This window comes from Sandaracinobacter sp. T42 (genome assembly GCF_059115405.1).
In genome coordinates this window covers 369,397-394,111 of record NZ_CM181101.1, presented here as the reverse complement: position 1 = coordinate 394,111, position 24,715 = coordinate 369,397, and the positions used below count along the sequence as shown (strand labels likewise).

The window sequence follows — 24,715 nt, the reverse complement described above, 5'->3', positions numbered from 1 at the left end:
CCTGCTGCCGCGTTCCCTTCCAAGTTCCTTCCTGGACCCTGGCCGGCCACGTGCCTAGCGCGTGGCCGGCCCCATTTTTCCGGGATCCGGCCGCTGCAGTCTCCGCCTGGGCGCCTGTGTCGCTTCCAGGCAATCCGAAACCGCCGATTCGAACTGGCTGACGGCGGCCGCCCAGCTGAAGCCCTGCGCCTGTGCGATGGCCGCCGCGCGGGGCACCCGCAGCGCCCGCCGGATCGCGGTGGAAAGATCCGGATCCAGCGCGCCGGCGCCGCTGTCGCCCACCACGTCCAGCGGGCCGGGCACGGGATAGGCGGCAACCGGAAGCCCGGCCGCCATCGCCTCCACCAGCACCAGCCCAAACGTGTCGGTTCGGCTTGGGAAGACGAACAGGTCGGCCCCCGCATAGGCCCGGGCCAGCGCCTCGCCCGAAAGCGCGCCCAGGAACAGCGCGTCCGGGAAGCGTGCCTTCATCTCCGTCAGCGCCGGGCCGTCGCCCACCACCACCTTCGTGCCCGGCGCCGGGGCGGCCAGGAACGCCTCCACATTCTTTTCGACAGCCACTCGCCCAACGTTCAGCAGGATCGGGCGGGGCAGGCCATGATAGGCATCCGGCGCGGGCAGGCCCGGCCGGAACCGTGACAGATCCACCCCACGCGACCACAGGCGCGTCTGCGGAATCCCCTGTTCGCCCAGTTCCGCCGCCAGCCGGGGCGTCGCCACCAGCACGGCGCGTGCAGGCCCGTGGAACCAGCGCAGATAGCGCCAGCTTGGTGCGACCGGCAGGCCGAAGCGGGCGTGCAGATAATCCGGGAAGCGGGTGTGAAAGCTTGTCGTGAAGGGCCGCCCGCGCGCCAGGCAGTGCCGCCGCGCCGCAAGGCCCAGGGGCCCCTCCGTCGCGATATGCACAGCGCCCGCGCCGCTTGCCTCGATCATCCGGCCGACGCTTCCGGGCCCGGTCAGGGCCAGCCGGATCTCCGGATAGGTGGGGCAGGGCAGGGAAGGGAAAAGATCCGGCGTGATGGGGCTAACCTGCCAGCCCCGCTCCTCCAGCATGCGCGCGGTGGTCTGCAACGTTCGGACCACGCCGTTCACCTGCGGCGCCCAGGCATCGGACACCAGCGCCAGATGGGTCATTCCGCCGGCACCAGCGCGCCCTTCGATCGGCGCAGCTTCAGCGGCTGCCCGGCATTCGCCTCGCTGCGCACACGCTCGGCCCAGTCCAGGATCTCCATATGGCCGTCGGCATGCTCCACCAGCGCTGTGCAGCTCTCCACCCAGTCGCCGTCATTATAGTAGGTGATGTCGCCGAACTGCCGGATCTCCGCCGAATGGATATGCCCGCAGACCACGCCATTGGCCCCACGTTCCCGCGCGGCATGGGCGACGGCTTCCTCGTAGCGGCAGATGAACTCCACCGCATTCTTCACCTTCTTCTTCAGGTGCGCCGAAAGCGACCAGTAGGGCAGGCCGAACTGCCGCCGGCACCAGTTGAAGCCGATGTTCAGCTTCAGGAGCGCGACATAGGCGCTGTCCCCCGCGAAGGCCAGCCAGCGGTGATACAGCACCACGCCGTCGAACTCGTCGCCGTGCAGCACCAGCAGCTTGCGGCCATCCGCCGTCACATGCACGGCCTCGGGCCGGATCTCGATGTCGCCGAAGCCCAGCCCGATGAAGTCGCGCAGCACCTCGTCATGGTTGCCGGGCACATAGATCACGCGCGTGCCCTTCTTCGCCATCTTCAGCACGCGGCGCACCACATCATTGTGCCGCGTCGGCCAGAACCAGCCGCGCTTCAGCCGCCAGCCGTCGATGATGTCGCCCACCAGATACAGCGTCTCGCATTCGATCGACCGCAGGAAATCGAACAGAAGCTCGGCGTTGCAGCCGGGGGTGCCCAGATGCGTGTCGGAAATGAACACCGTGCGGAACCGGAGCTTGCGCCGGGGCGCCTCCTCGTCCGGCTCATCCAGCCAGGGGGGCGTGGGCAGCGGGTGGGCCAGCCGCGGGAATTGCCCGCCCCCTTGTTCGCTTCGCGCAACAGCCGCCATGCAATCCCCCTTCTAGTGGGTAAGCGATTGCCTGAGCGCTATATCCGGGGGTTGTGACCAGCCGGTGACACCCTTGTGGCGGGGCTGTTACAGCCCTTCAGTCTTCAGCGGCCGGCTCAAGAGACGCTGCACGACCTCCGGCACGCTGGCGCGCCCGGCCAGCAGATCCGCCACCGCAGTGGAAATGGGCATGTCCACGCCGGCGGCGCGGGCGGCCTCCACCAGCACCGGAGCGGTCGCCGCGCCCTCTGCCACGCTCAGCTTGCCAGACAGCGCCTGTTCCGCCGTCTGCCCCTGCCCCAGCGCCATGCCAAGCGACATGTTGCGGGATTGGGTGGAGCCGCAGGTGAGCACCAGATCGCCAAGCCCGGAAAGGCCCGCCAGCGTCTCCGCCCGGCCCCCACGGGCGACGCCGAAGCGGGTCATTTCGGCAAAGCCGCGCGCGATGATTGCGGCGCGGGCATTTTCGCCAAGCCCGGCGCCGATCACCACGCCGCAGGCGATCGCCAGCACATTCTTCACCGCGCCGCCGATTTCGGCGCCGACAATGTCGTCAGAGGCATAGGGCCGGAAGGTCGGACGCGCGATCCGTTCGGCCAGCGCGGCGGCCTGCGCCTCGGTCGCGGCGGCCAGAGTCACGGCCGTCGGCAAGCCCCGCGCGGCTTCGGCGGCGAAGCTGGGGCCCGAAAGAACGGCCAGCGGCGCGTCTGCCGCAGCTGCGGCGGACACCTCGGCCATCAGCCGGTGGGTTCCAGCCTCGATCCCCTTGGCGCACAGGATCAGGGTGGGGCGCTGCGCCAATGGCGCGGATTGCAGCACACGGCCCAGGAACTGGGCGGGCGGCACGACCAGCCACAGGTCGATGCCGGCCAGATCCGCGATGGTTCCGGTTGCGCGGACACGCGGGCTCAGATCGATTCCGGGCAGGAACAGCGGATTCCGATGGCCGCTGTTCACCGCGTCCACCACCTCGGCCTCGCGCGCCCACAGCAGCACGTCCTCGGCCTGCGCCATGATGTTGGCGAGCGCGGTGCCCCAGGCGCCTGCCCCGACGACGGCGATGGTCATGCCTTCACTCCCGCCCCGCGCACCGGTTCTGCCGACGGGTCCAGCGGCCAGCGGGGACGCGCCTGCGGATCGGGCTCGGGGGTGAAACCGGCCGCGATACGCTCCTGCGCGGCCCAGCCGATCATCGCGGCGTTGTCGGTGCACAGGCGCTGCGGCGGGGCGATGAAGGGAAGGCCATGGGCAGCGGCCTGCGCTTCCAGCGCCGCGCGGACAGCAGTGTTCGCGGCGACCCCGCCGGCCACGACCAGCGCGGTCGCCTCGGGCATGGCGCGCAGCGCGAGCCGTGTGCGGTCGGCCAGACAATCCGTCACGGCGGCCTGGAAGCTGGCGGCAAGATCGGGGGCCGAATATCGGCCGGACTGGACGGCGCGCAGAACGGCGGTTTTCAGGCCCGCGAAGCTGAAATGCGGTTCGCCCGAGCCGACCAGCGGCCGCGGCAGCGGCACCGCCTTCGGATCGCCCTCGCGCGCGGCGCGTTCCACGGCCGGGCCGCCGGGAAAGCCCAGCCCCAGCATCTTCGCCACCTTGTCGAACGCTTCACCCGCCGCATCGTCGATGGTGGTGGCAAGCCGGCGGTATCGGCCCACGCCCTCCACCGCGATCAACTGGCAATGCCCGCCCGAGACGAGGAGGAGCAGATAGGGAAAGCGGAGATCCGGTTCGACAAGGCGCGGCGACAGGGCGTGGCCCTCCAGATGGTTCACGCCCCACAGCGGCTTGCCGGCGGCGAAGGCCAGCGCCTTGGCCGTCACCAGCCCCACCATCACACCGCCGATCAGGCCCGGGCCGGACGTGGCGGCAACGGCGTCGACATCGCCCAGGGTCACGCCGGCCTCCTTCAGAACAGCCTCCACCATGGGCGCAAGACGCTCGGCATGGGCGCGGGCTGCGAGTTCGGGCACCACGCCGCCCCAGGGACGATGCTCGGCCTCCTGGCTGGCGATGCGCTCGGCCAGCACCCGCCGGTCAGCCGTCACCAGTGCCACGGCGGTCTCGTCGCAACTGGATTCGATGCCCAGCACCAGCGTCATGGCAGGTTGGCCGTCATTCGGGGGCGGTCTCGCCCTCTGTCACGCCTTCGACGGCCGCTTCGCCGCTGTCGTCGCCCTCGTCGTCGCTTTCGCGAATGCGCGCGGCGGAAACCACTTGCTCGGCCTCCGCCACCTTGAACAGGGTGACGCCCTGGGTGGCGCGGCCCGCGATGCGGATGTCCTTCACCGGCATGCGGATCAGCTTGCCCTGGTCCGTCACCAGCATCAACTGCTCGGCGGGCTCCACCGGGAAGCTGGCCACGACCTCGCCATTGCGTTCCGAGGTGTCGATGTTCACGATGCCCTTGCCGCCCCGGTTGGTGCGCCGATATTCATAGGCAGAGCTGCGCTTGCCATAGCCGTTGGCGGTGATGGTCAGGATGAACTGCTCGTTCGCCGCCATCTGTTCGAACTGTTCGGGGGACAGACCCTCCAGCGGCGCCGGATCGGACTTCCACGCGGCAGAGCGCAGATACTGCTCCCGCGCCTCGGTGCTGTTGCCGCCCCTGCGCAGCACAGACAAGGAGATGACCTCGTCGCCCGGCTCCAGGTCCATGCCGCGCACGCCTGTCGCGGTCCGGCTCTGGAACTCGCGCACGGCGGTCACCTCGAAGCGCACCGCCTTGCCGCTGCGCGCAGCCAGCAGGATGTCCTCGCTTTCGTGGCACAGCGTCACGCCGATCAGCCGGTCGTCCGATCCCTCGTCGAAGCGCATGGCGATCTTGCCGTTCGAAGGCACATTGGCGAACGCATCCATGCTGTTCCGCCGCACCAGCCCCTTGGCGGTTGCGAACATCACATGCAGCTGGCTCCATTCCGCCTCGTCCTCGGGCAGCGGCAGCACGGTGCGGATGGTCTCGCCCGGTTCCAGCGGCAGCAGGTTCGCCATCGCCCGGCCCTTGGATTGCGGCGTGCCTTCCGGCAGCTTCCACACCTTCATGCGGTAAACCTTGCCCAGGCTCGAGAAGAACAGCACCGGGGCATGCGTCATGGCGACGAACAGCTCGGTGATGACATCCTCTTCCTTGGTCGCCATCCCCTGCCGGCCCTTGCCGCCGCGCTTCTGGGCGCGATAGCTGTCCAGCGAAACACGCTTGATCCAGCCGGAGTGGGTGACGGTGACGACCATGTCCTCGCGGGCGATCAGATCCTCGTCATCGACATCGTCGGCCTGCACCACCTCGGACCGGCGCGGCGTGGCGAACTGGTCGCGCACGGCGATCAGTTCGTCGCGCATCACCTGCTCCAGCCGTGCGCGGCTGGACAGGATGTCCAGCAGGTCGGCGATCGTTGCCGCCAGTTCCTTCAGTTCATCGCCGATCTCGTCGCGGCCCAGCGCCGTCAGCCGGTGCAGGCGCAGATCCAGAATGGCGCGCACCTGCGCATCGGAAAGGCGGTAGGTCGCAGCCGTCAGATCCTCGCCGTCCATCTCCAGCTCGGCGTCGTCCACCAGCTTCAGATAGGGCGCGATTTCGGAAACCGGCCAGTCGCGCGCCATCAGCGCCTCGCGGGCTTCGGCCGGGCTGGCGCTGCCGCGGATGATGGCCACAACCTCGTCCAGGTTGGAAACCGCGATCACCAGCCCCAGCAACAGATGGGCCCGGTCCCGCGCCTTCTGCAGCAGGAAGCGCGACCGGCGGCCGATCACCTCTTCCCGGAAGGCGATGAACGCCTCGATCACGTCGCGCAGGTTCAGCTGCTCGGGCCGGCCGCCGCGCAGGGCCAGCATGTTCGCCGGGAAGCTGGATTGGGCGGGTGTGTAGCGCCACAGCTGGTTCAGAACCACCTCGGCAACGGCATCGCGCTTCAGTTCCAGAACGATGCGCACGCCCTCGCGGTTGCTCTCGTCGCGCAGGTCGGAAACGCCCTCGATGCGCTTGTCCTTCACCGCTTCCGCGATCTTCTCGACAAGGCCTGCCTTCCCCACCTGATAGGGGATTTCCGTCAGCACGATCTGCTGGCCGGTTCCGCGCCGGTCCTCGATCACATGGCGGCTGCGCATCAGGATCGATCCGCGGCCTGTCGTCATCGCGGATGCGATCCCGCTGGTGCGCAGGATCAGCGCGCCGGTGGGGAAATCGGGGGCGGGCACATGCTCCATCAGTGCCTCGACGGTGATGGCCCGGTCGTCCAGATAGGCCAGGCAGCCGTTCACCACTTCGCCCAGATTGTGGGGCGCGATGTTGGTGGCCATGCCCACCGCGATCCCGCCCGCGCCGTTCACCAACAGGTTGGGGAAGCGCGCCGGCAGCACGCTCGGCTCCCTTTCCTGTCCGTCATAGTTGGGGACGAAGTCGACGGTGTCCTTGTCCAGATCGTCCAGCAGCGTTTCCGCCGCCTTGCTCAGCCGCGCCTCGGTGTAGCGCATCGCGGCCGGCGGATCGGGATCCATCGATCCGAAATTGCCCTGGCCGTCGATCAGCGTCAGCCGCATCGACCAGTCCTGCGCCATGCGGGCCAGCGCATCATAGATCGCGCTGTCGCCGTGCGGGTGATATTTACCCATCACGTCACCGACGATCCGTGCGGACTTGCGGAACGGCTTGCCGGATGTGAACCCGTTCTCGTGGCTGCCGAACAGGATCCGCCGGTGCACCGGCTTCAGCCCGTCGCGCACGTCGGGCAAGGCCCGCGACACGATCACCGACATCGCATAGTCAAGGTAGGAGGAACGCATCTCCTCCACCAGATTCACGGGGGCGATATCGTCCCCGGGCCGGGGCGCTGTCGGTTCAATCGTTTCGGACATGCGAAAACGCCTACAGCGCCAGCCCGCACTTGGAAAGCGCCCGCTGAAAGGCCATGGATCGGACGAACGAGCACCGGGAGAATCAAGCCATGCGCAACGCCATCCTCGCCGCCCTTCTCGCCACTCTTGCGGCGCCCCTTGCGGCCCAGAACAGCCATTGCGCGTCCCTGCCGGCAACGGCCCGGGTGGAAGTGCGCGGGCCCGACAATGTGATCCCCGCCCAGCTGACCCCGCGCGGCTTCACCTGCCCGCGCGGCTTCACCACCGAAACCGTCGGCCCCGTCACCCGCTGCCGCCAGCCCGGCCCGGCCCGCGTGGAAGACCGCGAGCCGAGGCGCGACTGCTATGCCAGCCTGCCGCTGGGGCCCGTGCGCGCCATCAGTGGCCAGCAGCGGCCCACCATGCAGTGCCCCTCCAACCCCTCGATCGACAATGTGATCGCCGTGCGCGGCGCCAATGTCGGCTGGCAGGATATCACCCTGACCGCGCCATCTTCGGCCGCCGTCACCATCACCCAGCTCCGGTCCACCGCCGCGAATGTTCCGGCCGCGCAGAACCCCAACACGCAGGATTGCTTCCCGCACAACTGCCGCCTGATCCGCCTGACCACCCGCGCCGGCACGCCGGCCCGTATCGACCTGACATTGGCGACCCCGAACAACGCATCGACCAGCAGCTTCACCGTCAACACCGAAGCCAGCTGCCCCGGCCGCTGAGGCGGCGCTGAACGCAGGGGCAACGCCCCTGCGTTCAGCGCGGCAGGTGCAGCGCCGGATCCAGGGTGCGGCGGCCCTGGCGGATCTGGAAGTGCAGTTGCGGCTCGGTCGCCGCGCCGCTGCTGCCGGCCCTTGCGATGGGCTGGCCGCGCTGAACCTTCTGGCCACGATCGACGAGCGCATCTTCCAGATGGCCATAGGCGGTCACGGTTCCGCCCGGATGGCGGATCAGGATCATCAGGCCGAATCCGGCGATGGCGTCTCCCACATACAGCACCTCGCCGTCGGCGGCGGCGCGAACGGTGGCGCCGCGCGTCGTCTTGATGTTCAGCCCGTCATTGTAGCGTCCGCCGGCCTTCGGTCCGTAGCGGGACAGGATCACCCGGCCGTCCACGGGCCATGCCAGCGGCGGCACGGTCGCGGCGGCCTGCGTGGGCGGCACTGTCGGGCGGGCGGGGGGCGGGGCATCTCCGGCCGGGGTGGATCCCGTGATGGCGTCGTCCACGTCTATCGCGAAGCCGCCCTGCGCGGACTGGCCGGGGCGCGGCGCTGGCCGGCCGGCCTGCTGCTGCGCCGTCGGGATGAACAGCGGCTGGCCCACCTGCAGCACGGAATCGCGGCTCAGGCCGTTGGCGGCTGTGATACGGCTCCACGGCACGCCATAGGCGCGCGCGATGGACAGGCCGGTTTCCCCCTTCTTCACGATGTGTCGGCGCCCGCCCGGCACGACAGCGCCGTCAGCCCTGGCCTGCACCGCCTGCCAGCGCGGTGCCTGTGCAGGCTGACCGGCGGGCTTCTGAACGGTGATGCGGGTGGCCCCGGTGGCCGGCTTCGGTGGTTGCGGCGTGGTGCAGGCCGAAAACAGCAGGGCGGGAAGAAGGATCGGAAAGCGGCGCACGCCCCCGCCTTAGAGGATCGCGGCGCAGGGGGGAATCCCGTCCGTTTCATGCTGCTTTGCGGCAAAAGAGTCGGAGGATTTTACAGCCTGGCCCCGCGCCTGCGCGAAACGCATGTTTCAATCAATTGAATCAAAACGACTTTCAAAATATTCCAAACTTGGCATGCATCGTGCATGGTTTGCGGGGCCGGTGGGGGCAAGCAGCCGGCACGAGACAGGTTCGTCACCGAACAGGGGTTGATGATCGGGATCGTCACGAAAGGGGCGGCGGCGCGGGGGCGTCGCCGCCCCTTCTCAATTCCGGTTGCTTTCCGGTTCCGGCCGGTCCGCCCCGGCTCAGCCTTCCAGCTTCGCCTGAAGCGCCGCCATCGTCTGCCGGTGCGTCAGATCCAGGTGCAGCGGCGTCACCGAAACATAGCCGTCGCGGATCGCTTCCAGGTCGCTGCGGTGGGCGGGCGTTTCCACCTCCCGGCCATAGCCGAACCAGTAATAGGGGAAGCCGCGCGGATCGATGCGGGCGTCGATGCGGATATGGCCGTAATCCCGGAAGCCCTGTTCCGTCACCCGCACGCCGCGCGGCATCGGCATCGGCGGGAAATTGATGTTCACCAGCACGCCGTCGCCCCAGTCGGCCTCCGCCACCTTGCGGATGATGTCCGGCGCGCTCGCCTCGGCAGCGGAAAAGCTTTCCTTGCCGAAGCTGTAGTCCGCCATAGCCTGCGACAGCGCGATCGAACGGATGCCCGCCAGCGTGCCTTCCATCGCGGCGGATACGGTGCCGGAATAGGTCAGATCCTCCGCCAGGTTCGGTCCCCGGTTCACGCCGGAAAGAATGAGGTCGGGCTTGTGCCCGTCCATCAGATGGCCCAGCGCCATCATCACGCTGTCAGTGGGGGTGCCCGCGACGGCGAAGCGGCGATCGCCCAGCTGTCGCACCCGGATCGGCCGCGTCAGGGTCAGGGAATGGCCCGCGCCGGATTGCTCCTCGGCCGGCGCCACGAACCACAGGTCGTCGGAAATCTGCCGCGCGATCCGTTCCAGCGCCGCGAAGCCGGGCGCGTTGATGCCATCGTCATTGGTCAGCAGGATGCGCAAGGTCAGCCCTCCGGGGTCAGTTCTGTGGGGTAAGTGTTTCAAGGCCGCCCATGTAGGGCCGCAACAATGTCGGGACGGTGACGCTGCCGTCGGCATTCTGGTGGTTTTCCAGAACCGCAACCAGCGTCCGGCCCACGGCCAGGCCAGAGCCGTTCAGCGTGTGGACAAAGCTGGTGCCCTTGTCGCCGCGGAACTTCCAGCGCGCGTCCATCCGCCGGGCCTGGAAATCCCCGCAGTTCGAAACCGAGCTGATCTCGCGCCAGGCGCCCGCGCCCGGCAGCCACACCTCAAGGTCGTAGGTCTTGCGGGCGGAAAAGCCCATGTCGCCCGCGCACAGCAGCATCCGCCGATAGGGCAGCTCCAGCGCCTCCAGGATGGCCTCGGCCGCCAGCGTCATCCGTTCATGCTCCGCATCGGACTGCTCCGGCAGGCAGATCGTCACCAGCTCCACCTTCTCGAACTGGTGCTGCCGGATCAGCCCGCGCGTATCCTTGCCGGCCGCGCCCGCCTCGCTGCGGAAGCAGGGCGTCAGCGCCGTCAGCCGCAGCGGCAGGGTCTCCGCATCCAGGATCTGCTCGCGCACCAGGTTGGTCAGCGACACTTCGGCCGTCGGGATCAGCCAGCGTCCGTCGGTCGTCTGGAACAGATCCTCGCGGAACTTGGGTAGCTGCCCGGTGCCGAAGGCGGCCTCGTCGCGCACCAGCAGCGGAACCACCGTCTCGCGCCAGCCGGCCGCGATCTGCCGGTCCAGCATGAACTGGCCCAGCGCCCGGTGCAGCCGCGCCAGCTGCCCTTCCAGCACCATGAAGCGCGCGCCAGCTAGCCGGGCAGAGGCCTCCGGCCGCCACCCCAGCTTCTCGGCCAGTGCGTCATGCTCCGCGCCGCCGCTTTGCGGGGCGCCCCAGCGTTTCACCGCTACATTGCCATGCTCGTCCACCCCGTCGGGCACATCATCGGCGGGCACGTTCGGGATGGCGGCCAGCAGCGCTTCCAGGGCGGCCGCCCGCTCCCGCTCCTCCGCCTCGCTCCCGGCGATCTCCGCCTTCAGCAACGCGACTTCGGCCATCAGAGTTGCGGCCCGGTCCTCGTCCTTCTGTGCCTTTGCGGCCCCGATCGCCTTCGATGCCTCGTTGCGCCGGGCAAGCGCGGTCTGCAGCGCGGTCTGCACGGCGCGCAGTGCGGCATCCGCCGCCAGGATCGGGGCAGACGCCCCGGAAACACCCCGCCGGGCAAGGGCGGCATCGAATGCGGCAGGATCCGCGCGAAGGGCCTTCAGGTCATGCATGGGGCGAAGCCTATGGCCGCCCGGCTTTCAGCGGGCAAGCCGTCAACGCAGCAGCCGCTCGGCCCACAGGTCGGGCTGGGGCATGTCGGTCGATACCTTTCCCGGAAACACCGGCGGCCGCTTCTCAAGAAAGGCCGAAACCCCTTCGTGCACGTCCGCGCCCTTTCCCAGCGCGATGTTCAGCCGCGCATCCACCGCCAGCGCTCCTTTCGGGCTGTCCTCGGCCGAATGCCGCCACAGCAGACGTCGCGTCAGCGCCACCGCCACCGGCGCGGTATTCTCTGCAATCTCCATCGCCAGCGCGCGCGCGCGCGCCTCCAGCGCGTCCGCCGGGCACAGCTCGCTCACCAGCCCGGCCGCCAGCGCCTCGGCGGCGGGCACCATCGCGCCCGTCAGGCACCAGCGCAGGGCCGTCGGCAGCCCCACGATCCGCGGCAGGAACCAGGCAGAGCCCGCCTCCGGCACCAGCCCGCGCCGCGTGAACACACAGCCGAACTTCGCCGTATCCACTGCGATCCGGATGTCGCACGGCAACGTCAGGGTCAGCCCCACGCCGGCCGCCGCGCCATTGAAGGCCACGATGGAGGGCTTGCGGCAGTCCATCATCGCCGCGACGAAATCGCCGTCCTCGCCATGGCGGCCGCCACCGAAATTCCCCGCGCCCGCCCCGCTTTCGGTATCGAAGGCGCCTGCCCCCGCCGATACGTCCGCGCCTGCGCAGAACACCCGTCCCTTTGCCGTCAGCACGACCACCCGCACCGAATCATCCTTGTCGGCCCGGTGGAAGGCGGCGGCGATCTCCGTCCCCATTGTCGCGGTATAGGCGTTCATCGCCTCGGGCCGGTGCAGCACCACCCACAGGATCGGCCCGTCCTGCCGAAGCTCCAGCGTAGTCGGTTCCATGCGTCTCTCTCCCCTGCGCACTGTGGGGAAGCGGCCCGCCCGGCTCCACGGCCTCTTTTCATAGCGGGTTGCGCCCCGGCACCCCTGTGCCAGACAAGCGCGGAGAGGGAGACAGAGATGACCGGATTTTCACTGGAAGGCGCCATCGCGCTCGTCACGGGGGCGGGCAGCGGTATGGGGGCAGCGACCGCCCGCCAGTTCGCCGCGATGGGCGCGCGTGTCGCCGTAACCGATGTGAACCTCGCCGGCGCCGAAGCCGTCGCCCGCGATTGCGGCGCGACCGCCCGCGCCTGGGCGCTGGATGTGGGCGATCCCGCCAGCGTGGCAGGCGTTATGGCCGAAATCGAAGCCTGGGCCGGCCGGCTGGACGCGGTGGTGAACAACGCCGGCATCGCCGGCTTCGCCCCGATCGACCACCCGGATTACGAGGTCCTTTGGGAACGCATCGTCCGCGTGAACGCAACGGGCGAAATGCGCGTGATCCGCGCCGCCCTGCCGCTGCTGCGCCGCTCCGCCCACCCCCGCATCGTGAACATCGCCAGCACCGAGGCGCTGGGCGCCACCGCGATGGACAGCGCCTATTGCGCCGCCAAGGCCGCCGTCACCGGCCTCACCCGCGCGCTCGCGGTGGAACTGGGCAAGGAAGGCATCACCGTGAACTGCGTCTGCCCCGGCCCGATCGACACCGGCATGACGGCGAACGTCCCCGAGGAGGACAAGCAGATCTACGCGAAGCGCCGCACCGCCATGCGCCGCTATGGCCGGCCAGAGGAAGTCGCCCATATCTCCGTCAGCCTCTGCACGCCGGGCGCCAGCTACATCACGGGCGCGACCATTCCGGTGGATGGCGGGCTGATGGCGCGCAACGCCTGACGGCACGGCGCACCCATTATCCGTTGAAGCGGGCCTCCGCCTGAGGCTCCATTCAGCGGGCTCCGCCCGGAGTACCATTCAGCGGGCCTCCGCCCGCCAGGATCTTCAGGCCGGCAGCGGTCCGTTCACCCGCAGCACTTCGCCCGCCAGGTGAAGCGATCCGCAGATCAGCACGCGGGCTGGGCCCTCAACCAGCGCCAGCGCGGCCGGCACATCTGCTGCCGCATCGGCCTTCATGCCGTGCGTCGTCGCGAAGGCGGCCAGTTCCTCGGGCGGCACATGGGTGTGTCCGGGAATGGGCACCATCGTCATCCGGGTCCCGCGCGGGAAGCTGCGGATGAAACCGGAATGATCCTTGGATGGCAGCATTCCCAGGATCAGATGCGCCGGAAGCGGCGGGGCCGCGCCGGTCAGATGCGCCGCCAGCACCTTGCCGGCTGCCGGATTGTGGCCGCCGTCCAGCCACAGTTCGCATCCGGGCGTCAGCACGGCCGCCAGCGGCCCGGTGGACAGTCTCTGCAGCCGCGCGGGCCATTGCGCCCAGCCCATCGCGCTGCGCAGCGCGCTGTCCGGCACGGACAGATCCGATTGGGCCCGGATCATCGCAACCGCCAGCGCGGCATTGTCCAGCTGATGCGATCCCGGCAGCTTGGGCAGTGGCAGTTTCAGCGGCTCCGCCTCCGCTTCGGCCAGCATCCGGAAGGCGAGCGCGCCTTCATAGGGGGCGGCATCCCAGGCTTCGCCCCGCATCATCAGCTTCGCCCCCTTCGGGATGGCCGTCTCGGCAACGGCGCCGGCGATCTGCGCGGGATATTTCTGCGTCACCAGCGGCACGCCGCGCTTGGCGATTCCGGCCTTTTCGGCCGCGATGTGGCGCAGCGTCGGCCCCAGGATCGCCACATGGTCCAGGCTCAGGCTTGCGATCCCCGTCACCAGCGGGTTCGGCACCACGTTCGTCGAATCCAGCCGCCCGCCAAGGCCCACTTCCAGGATGGTGGCGTCCGCGGGCGTCGCTGCGAACAACAGGAAGGCCGCAGCCGTGATCGCCTCGAAGAAACTCAGCGGCTGGCTGGCGTTGAATTTCAGCACCTCGGCCAGCGCCTCGGCGAAGTCGTCGTCGGAAACCAGCGTGCCCGCCACCCGGATGCGTTCGTTCACGCGGACAAGGTGGGGCGACGTGAACACATGCACCCGCTGGCCAGACGCTTCCAGCGCGGCGCGCAGGAAGGCCGTGGTCGAACCCTTGCCGTTGGTGCCGCCCACATGGAACACCGGCGGCAGCTTCAGATGCGGGCTCGCCATGCGCTTCAGCAGCCGCTCGATGCGCTCCAGCGACAGGTCCACACCCTTGATTCGCTGCTGTCCGGCCGCCTTCAGCAGCCGATCCAGCACGGCGTGGTCAGAGCGGGCGAAATCCGCCGGCTGCAGGCTCATGCGCGCATCAGCAGGCCGATCAGACGGCCCAGCGTCTCGGCCAGGTCATGGCGCTTCACCACCATGTCCACCATGCCATGTTCCATCAGGAACTCGGCCCGCTGGAAGCCTTCGGGCAGCTTCTGCCGGATCGTCGATTCGATCACTCGCGCGCCGGCAAAGCCGATCAGCGCCTTCGGTTCCGAAAGCTGCACATCGCCCAGCATCGCGTAGCTCGCCGTCACCCCGCCGGTCGTCGGGTCGGTCAGCACCACGATATAGGGCAGCTTCGCGTCCTTCAGTTCCTGGATGGCGACCGTGGTGGCCGGCATCTGCATCAGCGACAGGATGCCTTCCTGCATCCGCGCGCCGCCGGCTGCCGTGAACAGCACGAAGGGGCATCTCGCCGCGATGGCGGTTCGCGCGGCGGTCACGAAGGCATTGCCCACGGCAATGCCCATCGATCCGCCCATGAAGGCGAAATCCTGCACGCCCACCACGGCCTGCTGTCCCCGGATGCAGCCCTTCGCCAGCTGCAGCGCGTCCTGCTCGCCGGTGGCGTTGCGGGCGGCCTTCAGGCGGTCGGGATAGCGTTTCTGGTCCCTGAAGTGCAGCGGATCGTCGGGCGGGCTCGTCAGCGCGATCTTTTCCCAGCCCGCATCGAACAGCATGGCGAAGCGCTGGTCGGCGCGGATGCGTTCGTGATGGCCGCATTCGGGACACACGCTCAGGTTCGCCTCGAACTCCCGCGTGTACAGCATTGCGCCGCAGGATTTGCACTTCGTCCACAGGTTGTCCGGGGTTTCGCGCCGCGCGATGAAACTTGTCAGGCGCTGCCGGGAACGGGTCAGCCAGCTCATGCCGCACTCTCCAGCCGGGCCGAACGCACGGCAGTTGCCAGCGTGGAAACGAAGCGTTCCACCTCGCCCGGAATGTCGTTGGATTGCCTTGCGCTTGCAGCGCCCACAAGATCCACGATGGCAGAGCCCACCACCACCGCGTCTGCATGCCGCGCGATGTCCGCCGCCTGCTGCGGCGTCTTCACCCCGAAGCCGACGGCGACGGGAAGTTCAGTGGCGGCCTTCAGCCGGCTGACGGCGGCCGCGATGTCGCCAGCGTCGGCGCTGTTCTGCCCGGTCACACCCGCCACCGCGACATAGTAGAGGAAGCCGGAAGCGCCGTTCAGCACGGCCGGCAGCCGCACGTCGTCCGTCGTCGGCGTCGCCAGCCGGATCCGGTGCAGGCCGGTAAGATCCAGTTCGCCCGCCTCCTCGGGCGGCAGATCCACCAGGATCACGCCGTCCAGCCCGGCGGCGGCCGCATCGCGGGCAAAATCCGGGCCATAGGCCAGAACGGGGTTCACATAGCCCATCAGCACCAGCGGCGTTGTCGGGTCGGTCCTGCGGAAATCGGCCACGATCGCCAGCAGCTTCCTCAGCGTGATGCCCGCCCCCAGCGCCCGGATGTTGCCGGCCTGGATGGCGGGGCCATCCGCCATCGGGTCCGTGAACGGCATGCCGATCTCGATGATGTCGGCGCCGCCGCGCACCAGCGCGTGCAGAATGGCCGCCGTCAGTTCAGGTGCCGGGTCGCCCCCGCACACGAACGTCACCAGCGCGGACCGGCCGTCCATCTCCGCGAAGCGGTCTGCGATCCGGTCGCTCACAGCGCCACTCCCAGGGCTTCGGCCACGGTGAAGATGTCCTTGTCGCCGCGCCCGCACAGATTCATCAGCAGGATCTGGTCTTTCGCCATCTGCGGCGCACGCCTGGCCACATAGGCCAGCGCATGGGCCGGCTCCAGCGCGGGGATGATGCCTTCCTCGCGGCACAGCAGCTGGAACGCATCCAGTGCCTCGCTGTCGGTGACGCTCTCGTAGCGGACGCGCCCGATCGAATGCAGCCAGGCATGTTCCGGGCCGATGCCCGGATAATCCAGTCCGGCGGAAATCGAATGGGCGTCGACGATCTGCCCGTCCGCGTTCTGCAGAAGATAGGTCTTGTTGCCGTGCAGCACGCCCGGCCGCCCACCGCTCAGGCTGGCGGCATGTTCGCCGCTGTCCAGCCCATGGCCGGCGGCCTCGATTCCCACCAGTTCAACCGGATCGTCCAGGAAGGGGTGGAACAGCCCGATGGCGTTGGAACCACCGCCTACAGCGGCCACCGCCACGTCGGGCAGCCGGCCTTCGGCTTCGTGCAGCTGTGCCTTCGCCTCGGTTCCGATAACGCTCTGGAAGTCGCGCACCAGCTCGGGGTAGGGGTGCGGCCCGGCCGCCGTGCCGATGATGTAGAAGGTGTCGTGCACGTTCGTCACCCAGTCGCGCAGGGCCTCGTTCATCGCGTCCTTCAGCGTCTGGCTGCCCGATTTCACGGGCACGATCTCGGCCCCCAGCAGCTTCATCCGGAACACGTTGGGCGATTGCCGTTCCACATCGCGCGCGCCCATGAAGATGGTGCAGGGCAGGCCGAAGCGGGCGGCCACCGTCGCGGTCGCCACGCCATGCTGGCCGGCGCCCGTTTCCGCGATGATCCGGGTCTTGCCCATCCGCTTTGCCAGCAGGATCTGGCCGATGCAGTTGTTGATCTTGTGCGCGCCCGTGTGGTTCAGTTCGTCCCGCTTAAGATAGATCTTCGCGCCGCCCAGCTTCGCCGTCAGCTTTTCCGCGAAATACATCGGGCTTGGCCGGCCGACATAATGCTTCAGCAACCAGTCCAGCTCGGCACGGAAGGTCGGGTCCGCCTGGGCGGCGCGATACGCCTTTTCCAGCTCCAGGATCAGCGGCATCAGCGTCTCGGCGACATAGCGGCCGCCGAACTGGCCGAAGTGGCCGCGCGAATCCGGCCCCGCCCTCAGGCTCGCCGGCTGCTCGATTGTCAGATTGTCAGGCACGGCGCGCCGCTTCCACGAAAGCGGCGATCTTTGCAACATCCTTCACGCCCGCCGCCCGTTCCACGCCTGAAGAGACATCCACCAGCGGCGCGCCGGTGCGGCGAATCGCCTCCGCCACCGTCCCTGCCGTCAGACCGCCGGCCAGCCCCCAGTCGCCCGCTGGTCGCCCGCCCTCCAGGATGCGCCAGTCGAAGCGCAAGCCGTTGCCGCCCGGCAGCGGCGCGCCCTCTGGCGGCTTCGCATCCAGCAGCAGCAGGTCCGCACCCGCGAATTTCCGCGCGGCGGCCGCAACGTCGGCGGCGGTTTTCACGCCCACAGCCTTCCACACCGGCAGGCCAAAGCGCGACCGCAGCGCGGCAACTCGTTCGGGTGTTTCGTTTCCCTGCAACTGCAAGGCCCCAAGTGCGCCCGCCGCCACGGCCGCTCCGATCAGCGCATCATCCGCATCCACGAACAGGCCCACCTTCAGCAGGTGCGGTGCGCGCGCCGCCAGGGGGCGCGCCCCCTCCGGCGTCAGCGCCCGGGGGCTCGGCGGGAAAAAGACGAAGCCGCAGGCGTCCGCTCCGGCCGACAGGGTGGCGACAAGCGCATCGGGATCCGTGATCCCGCAGATCTTGATCCGCGTGCGCACCTTACAGGCTGGCGGCGATGGCCTCGGCCGCCGCCGCCGGATCCGCAGCGCCGGTGATCGGCCGCCCGATCACCAGCACGCCCGCGCCTGCGTCCAGCGCCGCGCTTGGGGTCATAACCCGTTTCTGGTCCCCGACGTCGGCGCCCGCCGGGCGGATGCCCGGCACCACGAACAGGCCATGCGGCCAGTCCGCCTTCAGCTGCACCACCTCGTGCGCGGAACAGACGACACCGTCCAGCCCTGCCTCGCGCGTCAGCGCCGCCAGCCGGCGCACCTGCGCGCCCGGGTCGCCGAACACGCCCATCGCGCTCAGGTCTGCTTCGTCCAGGCTGGTCAGCACCGTCACCGCGATCAGCTTTGTGCCCGGCCGGCAGGCTTCGCGCGCGGCCCGCATCATCGCCAGCCCGCCACCCGCATGCACGTTCACGATGGCCACATCCAGCACCGCAAGGGATTTCAGCGCCCCGGCCACGGTGTTCGGAATGTCGTGCAGCTTCACGTCCAGGAACAGCGGCAGGCCCAGCTTCCCCATGCGCCGGATGCCGTCCGGCCCGTTCGCCATGAAGAATTCCAGCCCCAGCTTCAGCCCGCCCACATGCGGGGCAACCGCCCGTCCCAGCGATTCGGCGCGGTCGATGTCGGGCGTGTCCAGCCCCACGTAGATCGGGTTTTCGCGCATGTCAGGTGCCCGGCGGCGGCGCGGGCGTCGGCACGGCCTGGGCGGCCGGCGGGCGCAGCAGTTCCACCTTGGCCTGCGCCAGTTCGCTTTCGGTCTGGCCCAGGCTCGCCTCCAGCTTTGCAACCTTGCGCTTCAGCAGCATCCTGTCCGTCGCCAGCCGCGCCCATACCGGGATGAAGCCCAGCGCGAAACTGCCCATCACCAGCAGCGGCAGCCACACATCGAATTGCTGGAACCCCAGATCCACGGGTACGAAATTGTTGTTCGCAACCGAAAACAGCACCAGCCCAACCAGCAGCAACACCACCAGCGCGGTCCGGATATGGCTCATATCTCGCCCTCCTGCGCGTCTATCCCCTGGGCCGTCAGCGCCAGTTTCAGCGCATCGATGGCCTTGCCCAGCTGTACGTCATCCACGGATCGAAGCACGAAATTGGCCCCGCCCTTGCCCTCGCGCCAGAAGGGATAGGATCCCACCTGCACGCCTTCATGATCGGTCTGAACCTGCGCCAGCAGGTCTGCGACGGCGCTTTCCTGCGCCCAGGCCCCGATCGCGCGGGAAATCACCGGCCGCCCGCCGGCCAGCTTGCCGTCCAGCCCGCGCAGCATGCCCTGGGTGATCTTGGGCACGCCGGCCAGGATGAACAGCCGCCCCAGCCGGATGCCGGGCGCGCCTGTTTCCGGGTTCGGGATCAGGTCCGCCCCTTCCGGCACACGCGCCATGCGCAGCCGGGCCTCGGTGATCCGGTCGCCATAATAGCGCGTCAGGATGGCGACGGCTTCCGGGTGGTGCACCACCGGCAGGCCCAGCGCCGCCGCAATCGCATCCACCGTGATGTCGTCGTGAGTGGGGCCGATGCCGCCCGTCGTGAAGACATAATCATGGGCATCCAGGCAGGCCGTCACGGCCGCGCCGATGGCTGCGGCATCATCCGATACCACCCGCGCCTCTTTCAGGCGGATGCCCTGGATGTTCAGCCAGCGGGCCAGATAGGCCAGATTCGCGTCCTGGGTCCGCCCGGACAATATCTCGTCCCCGATGACGACAAGCGCCGCCGTCCAGATCCTGTTCTCGCTGCCGCCCGGGGCCTGAAGTTCCGCCATGCCATTGCCCTAACGCAGGCCACGGCCTAAATCCATGGCCCAGAAAGCGCGGAACCCCAGCCATGACCGATCTCGACAGCGACGAACGCACCATCGTCATCCACGATTCCGCGGGTTTCGAAGGCATGCGCAAGGCCGGGCGCCTCGCGGCCGAGGTGCTGGACATGCTGGTGCCGCATGTTCAGCCGGGCGTCTCCACCCTCGCACTCGACCGGCTCGCCTATGATTTCGTCGTCGCCCGCGGCGGGGTTTCGGCAACCATCTTCTATCGCGGCTATTCCCATGCGCTGTGCACCAGCATCAATCATGTGATCTGCCACGGCATCCCTTCAGCAAAGCCGCTCCAGCCCGGCGACATCATGAACATCGATGTCACGGTGGTGCTGGATGGCTGGCATGGCGACACCAGCCGCATGTATCTGGTGGGCGATCCGCCGCTCAAGGCGCGCCGCCTCGTCGATCTCACCTATGAAGCGCTGATGCTGGGGATCGAACAGGCGAAGCCCGGCAACACGGTCGGCGACATCGGCGCCGCGATCCAGAAACATGCGGAACGCAACCGGCTGTCGGTCGTGCGCGATTTCTGCGGCCACGGCCTCGGCCGCCACTTCCACATGGCGCCCAACATCATCCACGCCGGCCGGCCCGGCGAAGGCCCGGAACTCAGGCCCGGCATGTTCTTCACCATCGAACCGATGTTGAACATCGGCCGCCCGGACGCGAAGATCCTGGACGACGGGTGGACGGCCGTCACGCGTGACCGGTCGCTTTCCGCCCAGTTCGAACATTCCATCGGCATCACCGAAACCGGCTGCGAGATCTTCACCCTTTCTCCCGCCGGGCTGACGAACCCGCCCTACGCGGCCTGAAGGTGCCGCCCCGGCAGCTGAAGGAAACCCCGGGGCTCTGGGGCGAGGGTGACGATCCCGCCCGCAAGGCCGGCCACCGGGACAGGATGCGCCAGCGCCTGCTGGAAGGCGGGGCCGATGGCTTCCATGATTATGAACTGCTGGAATATGTGCTCGCGCTCGCCATCCCCCGGCAGGATGTGAAGCCGCTTGCGAAGGAACTGCTCGCCCAGTTCGGCGATCTGCCCGCCGTGATCGCCGCCTCGCCGGGCGAACTCACCCGGGTGAAGGGCGTGGGCGAATCGGTCGCCGCCGCGCTGAAGTTCGTCGAGGCGCTGTCCGTCCGCCAGCTTCAGCGCCGGGCGCTGGAAAAGCCGCTGCTGTCCAACTTCGAGGCCGTCACCGATTATCTCCACGCCCGCCTCGCGCATGAACTGACGGAGGAGTTCCGGGTCCTGTTTCTCGACAACAGGAACCGTCTGATCCGCGACGAGAAGTTCGGCGAAGGCACCGTCAACCAGGCGCCCGCCTACCCGCGCGAGGTGGTCAAGCGCGCAATGGAGCTTCAGGCGAGCGCCGTCATCCTCGTCCACAACCATCCCAGCGGCGATCCCACCCCCAGCCGCGACGATATCCAGCTCACCCGCGCCATCGCGGATGCCGCCAAGCCGTTGGGGATCCAGTTGCACGATCATCTGGTGATCGCCCGCACCGGCCATGTCAGCCTCAGGGCGCAGGGCCTGATCTGACCCTGCGCGACAGGGCCTTCCATCTTCGCGCGCACCACGCCACAAGGGCGCATGCGCACCATCCTGACCTCTGCGGCCTTCGCCGCCCTTACCGCCGTCGTCACCCTCGCAGCGCCGGCTGCTGCACAGGTGTCGGAAAAGTGGCCGGTTTCCGAAGCCGACGCGACCTTCAGGGATTTCCGCTTCCACACCGGGCAGGTCCTGCCGCAACTGAAGATCCACTATCGCACCCTGGGGAGCCCCCGGCGCGATGCGAAGGGGCAGGTCACCAACGCGATCATGATCCTGCACGGCACCGGCGGCACCGGCGCGCAGTTCCTGCGGCCGCAGTTCGCCGACGCGCTCTACGGCCCCGGCCAGCCGCTCGACATCACGAAATACTTCATCGTCCTGCCCGATTCGATCGGTCATGGTGGCAGCTCCAAGCCGTCGGACGGGCTGCGCATGGCCTTCCCTGCCTATGACTATGCCGACATGGTCGAAGCGCAGCGCCGCCTGCTCGTCGATCATCTGAAGGTCAACGGTCTGCGGCTGCTGGCCGGCACCTCGATGGGCTGCATGCACAGTTTCGTCTGGGGCACCACCCATCCCGGCTTCGCGAAGGCGCTGTTCCCCACCGCCTGCCTGCCGGTCGAAATCGCGGGCCGCAACCGCATGTGGCGCAAGATGTCCATCGATGCGATCAAGGCGGACCCGGCCTGGAACGGCGGCAATTATGTGGAACAGCCGAAGGCGGGCCTGCGCACGGCGGCCGCGCTCGGCCTGATCGCCGGCTCCGCTCCCTTGCGGATGCAGGCAGAGGCGCCCACGCGGGCGGCGGCCGAAAAGGCGCTCGAAGGCCGGGTCGAAGCCGGCATGACGGACGACGCCAATGACGTGATCTACCGCATCGACAGCAGCCGCAACTACAACCCCGCGCCGCTTCTCGGGAAGATCGGCGTGCCCGTCACCTGGATCAACTCCGCCGACGATTTCATCAACCCTCCCAACCTCAGGATCGCGGAGACCGAGGTGGCGAAGATGCCGAAGGCGAAGTTCATCCTGATTCCGGAAACCGCAGACACGCGCGGCCACTCCACCCACACATGGGCGGTCTTCTGGAAGCAGGACCTGATCGACCTTCTGGCCCGGTCGGAGTGATTTCCTACCCACATGGCTAGGGTGGCGCGCCACCGGAAAACCGCGACCATGCACCCCGGAGGGCCGCGCCGGGGAGGGCGCCGCCGGGAGGACAGATGATGACCCAGCAGACCGGCGCTGCCGCACCGGCCATGTCGCCAGGCTATCGCCGCTACGCGCTGTGGGTCCTGCTGGTCATCTACATCCTGAACTTCCTCGACCGCCAGATCGTCACCATCCTCGCCGAGCCGATCAAGAACGAGCTGGGCCTGAAGGACTGGCAGCTGGGCATGATGACGGGGCTGGCCTTCGCCATCTTCTACACCATCCTGGGCATCCCGATCGCCCGCTATGCCGAACGCGGCAACCGCCCCTTCATCATCGCCGCAGCCGTCGCCGCGTGGAGCTTCTTCACCATCCTGTGCGGCTTCGCGCAGAGCTTCTGGCAGCTGGTGCTGGCCCGCGTGGGCGTCGGCATCGGAGAGGCCGGCTGCACGCCGCCGGCCCATTCGCTGATTTCCGATTATGTCCCCCGCGAGAAGCGCGCATCGGCGCTGGCCTTCTACTCGCTGGGCACCCCCATCGGCGGGCTTCTGGGCATGGCGCTGGGGGGGCTGATCGCGGATGCCTGGGGCTGGCGCACGGCCTTCTTCGTAGCCGGGGCGCCCGGCGTCGTGATGGCCATTGTCGCGGCCACCACCCTCAAGGAACCGCGCCGGCAGATGGGGGCGGATTTCGCGGCGCAACGGGCGAACGGGCCCAGTTTCGCCGATGCACTGGCGGAAATCCGCGGCAAGCGGACCTTCTGGCTGATCGCCTGGGGCGTCTCCATCAAGGCCTTCATCGGCTATGGTTCGGGCGCCTTCATCGCCCCCTTCTTCTTCCGCAATCACGGGGCCGAACTCACCCAGATCGCGGCCGGCTATGGCCTCGGCCTTGCTGGCTTCCTCGGCCTCACGCTGGGGCTGGTGGTGGGGCTTACCGGGGCGTTCGGCATCTGGCTGGGCGGGCAGCTGGCGGATCGCTTCGGGGCGAAGGATCTGCGGCACTACATGGGCATCCCGGCCATTTCGACGCTGCTGGGAATCCCCATCTATATCACCGCCCTGTTCGTCGAATCCGCCATGCTCGCCATCGTGCTGATGGCGCTGCCGCCCATCCTGAACGGCCTGTGGTATGGCCCGGCCTATGCCGCGATCCAGGGGCTCGTCCGCCCGGAAACCCGGGCCACCGCCACCGCGATCCTGCTGTTCATCGTGAACCTGATCGGGCTGGGCATGGGGCCGCTGCTTGTGGGCGCCCTCAGCGACGTGCTGGCCGGGCCGTTCGGCCTCGGCCCGGCGCAGGGCGTGCGCTGGTCGCTTGCGCTGTTCACGCTGTCCGGCGTGTTCGCCTCCGTCCTGTTCTGGATGGCCCGCGGCAGCATCCGCGAGGAAATGGTCAGCTGATGGTCGCCACCATCGCGCTGCCCCGGATCCTGCGCCTGGGCGGCGGCGCGTCGCGCCAGCTGCCGGATCTGCTCGCGGGGCTCGGCCTCAGCCGCCCCTTCCTCGTGACGGACGCCTTCCTGTCGGAAAGCGGCCTCCTCGATCCACTGCTGCAGGATCTGAAGGCGGCCGGCCTGACGGCGCGGGTTTTCACCGGAACCGTGCCGGATCCCACCGTCGCCTCGATCGAAGCCGGGCTGGCGGCGCTGCAACAGGGCGATCATGATTGCGTCGTCGGCTTCGGCGGCGGCTCTCCGCTGGATAGCGCCAAGGCCATCGCCATGCTGGCCGTCCACGGCGGCCGCATGGCGGATTACCGGGTGCCGCATGTGCAGGATGCGCCGGGGCTTCCCGTCATCGCCATCCCCACCACGGCGGGCACCGGTTCGGAAGCCACCCGCGTCTGCGTCATCACCGATGAAGCGACGGACGAAAAGATGCTCTGCGCCGGCCTCGCCTATCTGCCCGTCGCGGCGCTGGTCGATTACGAACGCACGCTGGCGAAGCCGCCCCGGCTGACGGCGGATACCGGGATCGACAGCCTCACCCACGCGATCGAGGCCTATGTATCCCGCCGCGCGAATCCGTTCACCGATGGAATCGCGCTGTCGGCAATGCGCCTCATCGCGCCGAACCTCCGCCGCGTGTGGGCCGATCCGTCGGACCGCCCCGCGCGGGAGGCGATGATGGCAGGCGCGCTGCAGGGCGGGATCGCCTTCTCCAACAGTTCGGTCGCCCTCGTCCACGGCATGAGCCGTCCCATCGGCGCCCATTTCCATGTGCCCCATGGCCTTTCCAACGCGATGCTGCTGCCCGCCGTCACGGCCTGGTCGGCCCCCTTCGCCACCCGCCGCTACGCCGATTGCGCCCGCGCCATGGGAATCGCGGCAGAGGGGGAAGGCGACCAGTCCGCGGTCGTGCGGCTGGTCGAGGAGCTTGTGGCCCTCAACCGCGATCTCGAAGTTCCCACGCCCGCCAGCCATGGCATCGATGGCGATCGATGGCACGGCCTGATCCCCACCATGTGCGAACAGGCCCTCGCGTCGGGCTCCCCCGCGAACAATCCGCGCGTGCCGACGCTCGACGACATGGCGCGGCTCTACCAACAGGTCTGGAGCGGCTGATCCGGG

General features: G+C 68.7%; 24 protein-coding genes. 7 read left to right on the top strand and 17 right to left on the bottom strand.

The genetic code is table 11. The features are described from left to right. Positions 1-54 precede the first annotated feature (54 nt). The 5 genes from ACW9TV_RS01905 to gyrA form a co-directional block, all read right to left on the bottom strand. Complete coding sequence (locus ACW9TV_RS01905; RefSeq protein WP_494304178.1) at positions 55-1,134, bottom strand: glycosyltransferase family 4 protein; 1,080 nt, start codon at positions 1,132-1,134, stop codon at positions 55-57. Beyond that, positions 1,131-2,048, bottom strand: coding sequence for a UDP-2,3-diacylglucosamine diphosphatase (locus ACW9TV_RS01900; RefSeq protein ID WP_494304177.1), 918 nt, complete (start codon positions 2,046-2,048; stop codon positions 1,131-1,133). Before ACW9TV_RS01900 ends, ACW9TV_RS01905 begins: the two co-directional genes overlap by 4 nt. 87 nt (positions 2,049-2,135) lie before the next feature. Beyond that, the gene (locus ACW9TV_RS01895) at positions 2,136-3,116 is read right to left on the bottom strand and encodes an NAD(P)H-dependent glycerol-3-phosphate dehydrogenase (RefSeq protein ID WP_494304176.1); all 981 of its coding nucleotides are present in this window, start codon (positions 3,114-3,116) and stop codon (positions 2,136-2,138) included. Further along, positions 3,113-4,147 (bottom strand): tRNA (adenosine(37)-N6)-threonylcarbamoyltransferase complex transferase subunit TsaD, encoded by a 1,035-nt coding sequence (tsaD, locus tag ACW9TV_RS01890; RefSeq protein WP_494304175.1) that lies wholly within the window; start codon positions 4,145-4,147, stop codon positions 3,113-3,115. Before tsaD ends, ACW9TV_RS01895 begins: the two co-directional genes overlap by 4 nt. A gap of 13 nt (positions 4,148-4,160) precedes the next feature. Then, a complete protein-coding gene (gene gyrA / locus ACW9TV_RS01885; RefSeq protein WP_494304174.1) occupies positions 4,161-6,896 on the bottom strand; it encodes a DNA gyrase subunit A in 2,736 nt (911 codons plus the stop codon). A gap of 89 nt (positions 6,897-6,985) precedes the next feature. Between gyrA and ACW9TV_RS01880 the strand changes: the two genes are divergently transcribed. Then, the gene (locus tag ACW9TV_RS01880; protein ID WP_494304173.1) at positions 6,986-7,612 is read left to right on the top strand and encodes a hypothetical protein; all 627 of its coding nucleotides are present in this window, start codon (positions 6,986-6,988) and stop codon (positions 7,610-7,612) included. 34 nt (positions 7,613-7,646) lie between these two features. Here the strand turns inward: ACW9TV_RS01880 and ACW9TV_RS01875 are convergent, their stop codons facing one another. From ACW9TV_RS01875 to ACW9TV_RS01860, 4 genes are all read right to left on the bottom strand, one after another. After that, positions 7,647-8,510: a peptidoglycan DD-metalloendopeptidase family protein gene (locus ACW9TV_RS01875; RefSeq protein ID WP_494304172.1), complete on the bottom strand. Its 864-nt coding sequence runs from the start codon at positions 8,508-8,510 to the stop codon at positions 7,647-7,649. Between the two features lie 336 nt (positions 8,511-8,846). Continuing rightward, entirely contained in the window at positions 8,847-9,605 is a 759-nt protein-coding gene (surE, locus tag ACW9TV_RS01870; protein WP_494304171.1) for a 5'/3'-nucleotidase SurE, read from the bottom strand. Between the two features lie 16 nt (positions 9,606-9,621). Then, positions 9,622-10,890, bottom strand: coding sequence for a serine--tRNA ligase (gene serS / locus ACW9TV_RS01865; protein ID WP_494304170.1), 1,269 nt, complete (start codon positions 10,888-10,890; stop codon positions 9,622-9,624). Between the two features lie 42 nt (positions 10,891-10,932). Next, positions 10,933-11,793, bottom strand: coding sequence for an enoyl-CoA hydratase-related protein (locus tag ACW9TV_RS01860; RefSeq protein ID WP_494304169.1), 861 nt, complete (start codon positions 11,791-11,793; stop codon positions 10,933-10,935). 117 nt (positions 11,794-11,910) lie between these two features. On the opposite strand from ACW9TV_RS01860, the gene ACW9TV_RS01855 reads away from it, so the two are divergent. Continuing rightward, complete coding sequence (locus ACW9TV_RS01855) at positions 11,911-12,666, top strand: SDR family NAD(P)-dependent oxidoreductase (protein ID WP_494304168.1); 756 nt, start codon at positions 11,911-11,913, stop codon at positions 12,664-12,666. Positions 12,667-12,771: 105 nt separating this feature from the next. On the opposite strand, the gene ACW9TV_RS01850 is transcribed toward ACW9TV_RS01855, so the two are convergent. The 8 genes from ACW9TV_RS01850 to ACW9TV_RS01815 are packed head-to-tail and all read right to left on the bottom strand — an operon-like array spanning position 12,772 to position 19,382. Further along, a complete protein-coding gene (locus ACW9TV_RS01850) occupies positions 12,772-14,100 on the bottom strand; it encodes a bifunctional folylpolyglutamate synthase/dihydrofolate synthase (protein ID WP_494304167.1) in 1,329 nt (442 codons plus the stop codon). Beyond that, positions 14,097-14,939, bottom strand: a complete 843-nt coding sequence (gene accD, locus ACW9TV_RS01845) for an acetyl-CoA carboxylase, carboxyltransferase subunit beta (protein ID WP_494304166.1) — start codon at positions 14,937-14,939, stop codon at positions 14,097-14,099. Before accD ends, ACW9TV_RS01850 begins: the two co-directional genes overlap by 4 nt. Then, positions 14,936-15,712: a tryptophan synthase subunit alpha gene (gene trpA / locus ACW9TV_RS01840; protein WP_494305015.1), complete on the bottom strand. Its 777-nt coding sequence runs from the start codon at positions 15,710-15,712 to the stop codon at positions 14,936-14,938. The genes accD and trpA overlap by 4 nt, the downstream gene beginning before the upstream one ends. Before the next feature lie 29 nt (positions 15,713-15,741). Beyond that, the gene (gene trpB, locus ACW9TV_RS01835; protein ID WP_494305014.1) at positions 15,742-16,950 is read right to left on the bottom strand and encodes a tryptophan synthase subunit beta; all 1,209 of its coding nucleotides are present in this window, start codon (positions 16,948-16,950) and stop codon (positions 15,742-15,744) included. Between the two features lie 10 nt (positions 16,951-16,960). Continuing rightward, positions 16,961-17,599: a phosphoribosylanthranilate isomerase gene (locus ACW9TV_RS01830; RefSeq protein ID WP_494304165.1), complete on the bottom strand. Its 639-nt coding sequence runs from the start codon at positions 17,597-17,599 to the stop codon at positions 16,961-16,963. A gap of 1 nt (position 17,600) precedes the next feature. After that, complete coding sequence (pyrF, locus tag ACW9TV_RS01825; protein WP_494304164.1) at positions 17,601-18,278, bottom strand: orotidine-5'-phosphate decarboxylase; 678 nt, start codon at positions 18,276-18,278, stop codon at positions 17,601-17,603. Position 18,279: 1 nt separating this feature from the next. Next, positions 18,280-18,609, bottom strand: coding sequence for a LapA family protein (locus ACW9TV_RS01820; protein WP_494304163.1), 330 nt, complete (start codon positions 18,607-18,609; stop codon positions 18,280-18,282). Next, positions 18,606-19,382 carry a competence/damage-inducible protein A gene (locus ACW9TV_RS01815; RefSeq protein WP_494304162.1) on the bottom strand — a complete coding sequence of 259 codons (777 nt, stop codon included), beginning with the start codon at positions 19,380-19,382 and terminating at the stop codon, positions 18,606-18,608. Before ACW9TV_RS01815 ends, ACW9TV_RS01820 begins: the two co-directional genes overlap by 4 nt. A gap of 62 nt (positions 19,383-19,444) precedes the next feature. Between ACW9TV_RS01815 and map the strand changes: the two genes are divergently transcribed. From map to ACW9TV_RS01790, 5 genes are all read left to right on the top strand, one after another. Beyond that, positions 19,445-20,251 (top strand): type I methionyl aminopeptidase, encoded by an 807-nt coding sequence (map, locus tag ACW9TV_RS01810; RefSeq protein ID WP_494304161.1) that lies wholly within the window; start codon positions 19,445-19,447, stop codon positions 20,249-20,251. Positions 20,252-20,337: 86 nt separating this feature from the next. Then, positions 20,338-20,979 (top strand): RadC family protein, encoded by a 642-nt coding sequence (radC, locus tag ACW9TV_RS01805; RefSeq protein ID WP_494305013.1) that lies wholly within the window; start codon positions 20,338-20,340, stop codon positions 20,977-20,979. A 51-nt stretch (positions 20,980-21,030) separates the two neighbouring features. Beyond that, complete coding sequence (locus tag ACW9TV_RS01800) at positions 21,031-22,119, top strand: alpha/beta fold hydrolase (protein ID WP_494304160.1); 1,089 nt, start codon at positions 21,031-21,033, stop codon at positions 22,117-22,119. 98 nt (positions 22,120-22,217) lie between these two features. Further along, complete coding sequence (locus ACW9TV_RS01795) at positions 22,218-23,546, top strand: spinster family MFS transporter (protein WP_494304159.1); 1,329 nt, start codon at positions 22,218-22,220, stop codon at positions 23,544-23,546. Further along, positions 23,546-24,709 carry an iron-containing alcohol dehydrogenase gene (locus ACW9TV_RS01790; RefSeq protein WP_494304158.1) on the top strand — a complete coding sequence of 388 codons (1,164 nt, stop codon included), beginning with the start codon at positions 23,546-23,548 and terminating at the stop codon, positions 24,707-24,709. Before ACW9TV_RS01795 ends, ACW9TV_RS01790 begins: the two co-directional genes overlap by 1 nt. The last annotated feature ends 6 nt before the right edge of the window (positions 24,710-24,715 follow it).

Bases quoted from the DNA above. Each gene is read 5' to 3' on its own strand.
- serS (WP_494304170.1), bottom strand. From the start codon at position 10,890: ATGCATGACCTGAAGGCCCTTCGCGCGGATCCTGCCGCATTCGATGCC.
- pyrF (WP_494304164.1), bottom strand. From the start codon at position 18,278: ATGCGCGAAAACCCGATCTACGTGGGGCTGGACACGCCCGACATCGAC.
- ACW9TV_RS01905 (WP_494304178.1), bottom strand. From the start codon at position 1,134: ATGACCCATCTGGCGCTGGTGTCCGATGCCTGGGCGCCGCAGGTGAAC.
- radC (WP_494305013.1), top strand. From the start codon at position 20,338: ATGCGCCAGCGCCTGCTGGAAGGCGGGGCCGATGGCTTCCATGATTAT.
- ACW9TV_RS01820 (WP_494304163.1), bottom strand. From the start codon at position 18,609: ATGAGCCATATCCGGACCGCGCTGGTGGTGTTGCTGCTGGTTGGGCTG.
- ACW9TV_RS01855 (WP_494304168.1), top strand. From the start codon at position 11,911: ATGACCGGATTTTCACTGGAAGGCGCCATCGCGCTCGTCACGGGGGCG.
- ACW9TV_RS01900 (WP_494304177.1), bottom strand. From the start codon at position 2,048: ATGGCGGCTGTTGCGCGAAGCGAACAAGGGGGCGGGCAATTCCCGCGG.
- ACW9TV_RS01860 (WP_494304169.1), bottom strand. From the start codon at position 11,793: ATGGAACCGACTACGCTGGAGCTTCGGCAGGACGGGCCGATCCTGTGG.
- ACW9TV_RS01850 (WP_494304167.1), bottom strand. From the start codon at position 14,100: ATGAGCCTGCAGCCGGCGGATTTCGCCCGCTCTGACCACGCCGTGCTG.
- gyrA (WP_494304174.1), bottom strand. From the start codon at position 6,896: ATGTCCGAAACGATTGAACCGACAGCGCCCCGGCCCGGGGACGATATC.
- trpA (WP_494305015.1), bottom strand. From the start codon at position 15,712: ATGGACGGCCGGTCCGCGCTGGTGACGTTCGTGTGCGGGGGCGACCCG.
- ACW9TV_RS01800 (WP_494304160.1), top strand. From the start codon at position 21,031: ATGCGCACCATCCTGACCTCTGCGGCCTTCGCCGCCCTTACCGCCGTC.
- ACW9TV_RS01815 (WP_494304162.1), bottom strand. From the start codon at position 19,382: ATGGCGGAACTTCAGGCCCCGGGCGGCAGCGAGAACAGGATCTGGACG.
- accD (WP_494304166.1), bottom strand. From the start codon at position 14,939: ATGAGCTGGCTGACCCGTTCCCGGCAGCGCCTGACAAGTTTCATCGCG.
- tsaD (WP_494304175.1), bottom strand. From the start codon at position 4,147: ATGACGCTGGTGCTGGGCATCGAATCCAGTTGCGACGAGACCGCCGTG.
- map (WP_494304161.1), top strand. From the start codon at position 19,445: ATGACCGATCTCGACAGCGACGAACGCACCATCGTCATCCACGATTCC.
- ACW9TV_RS01880 (WP_494304173.1), top strand. From the start codon at position 6,986: ATGCGCAACGCCATCCTCGCCGCCCTTCTCGCCACTCTTGCGGCGCCC.
- ACW9TV_RS01790 (WP_494304158.1), top strand. From the start codon at position 23,546: ATGGTCGCCACCATCGCGCTGCCCCGGATCCTGCGCCTGGGCGGCGGC.
- ACW9TV_RS01795 (WP_494304159.1), top strand. From the start codon at position 22,218: ATGACCCAGCAGACCGGCGCTGCCGCACCGGCCATGTCGCCAGGCTAT.
- ACW9TV_RS01895 (WP_494304176.1), bottom strand. From the start codon at position 3,116: ATGACCATCGCCGTCGTCGGGGCAGGCGCCTGGGGCACCGCGCTCGCC.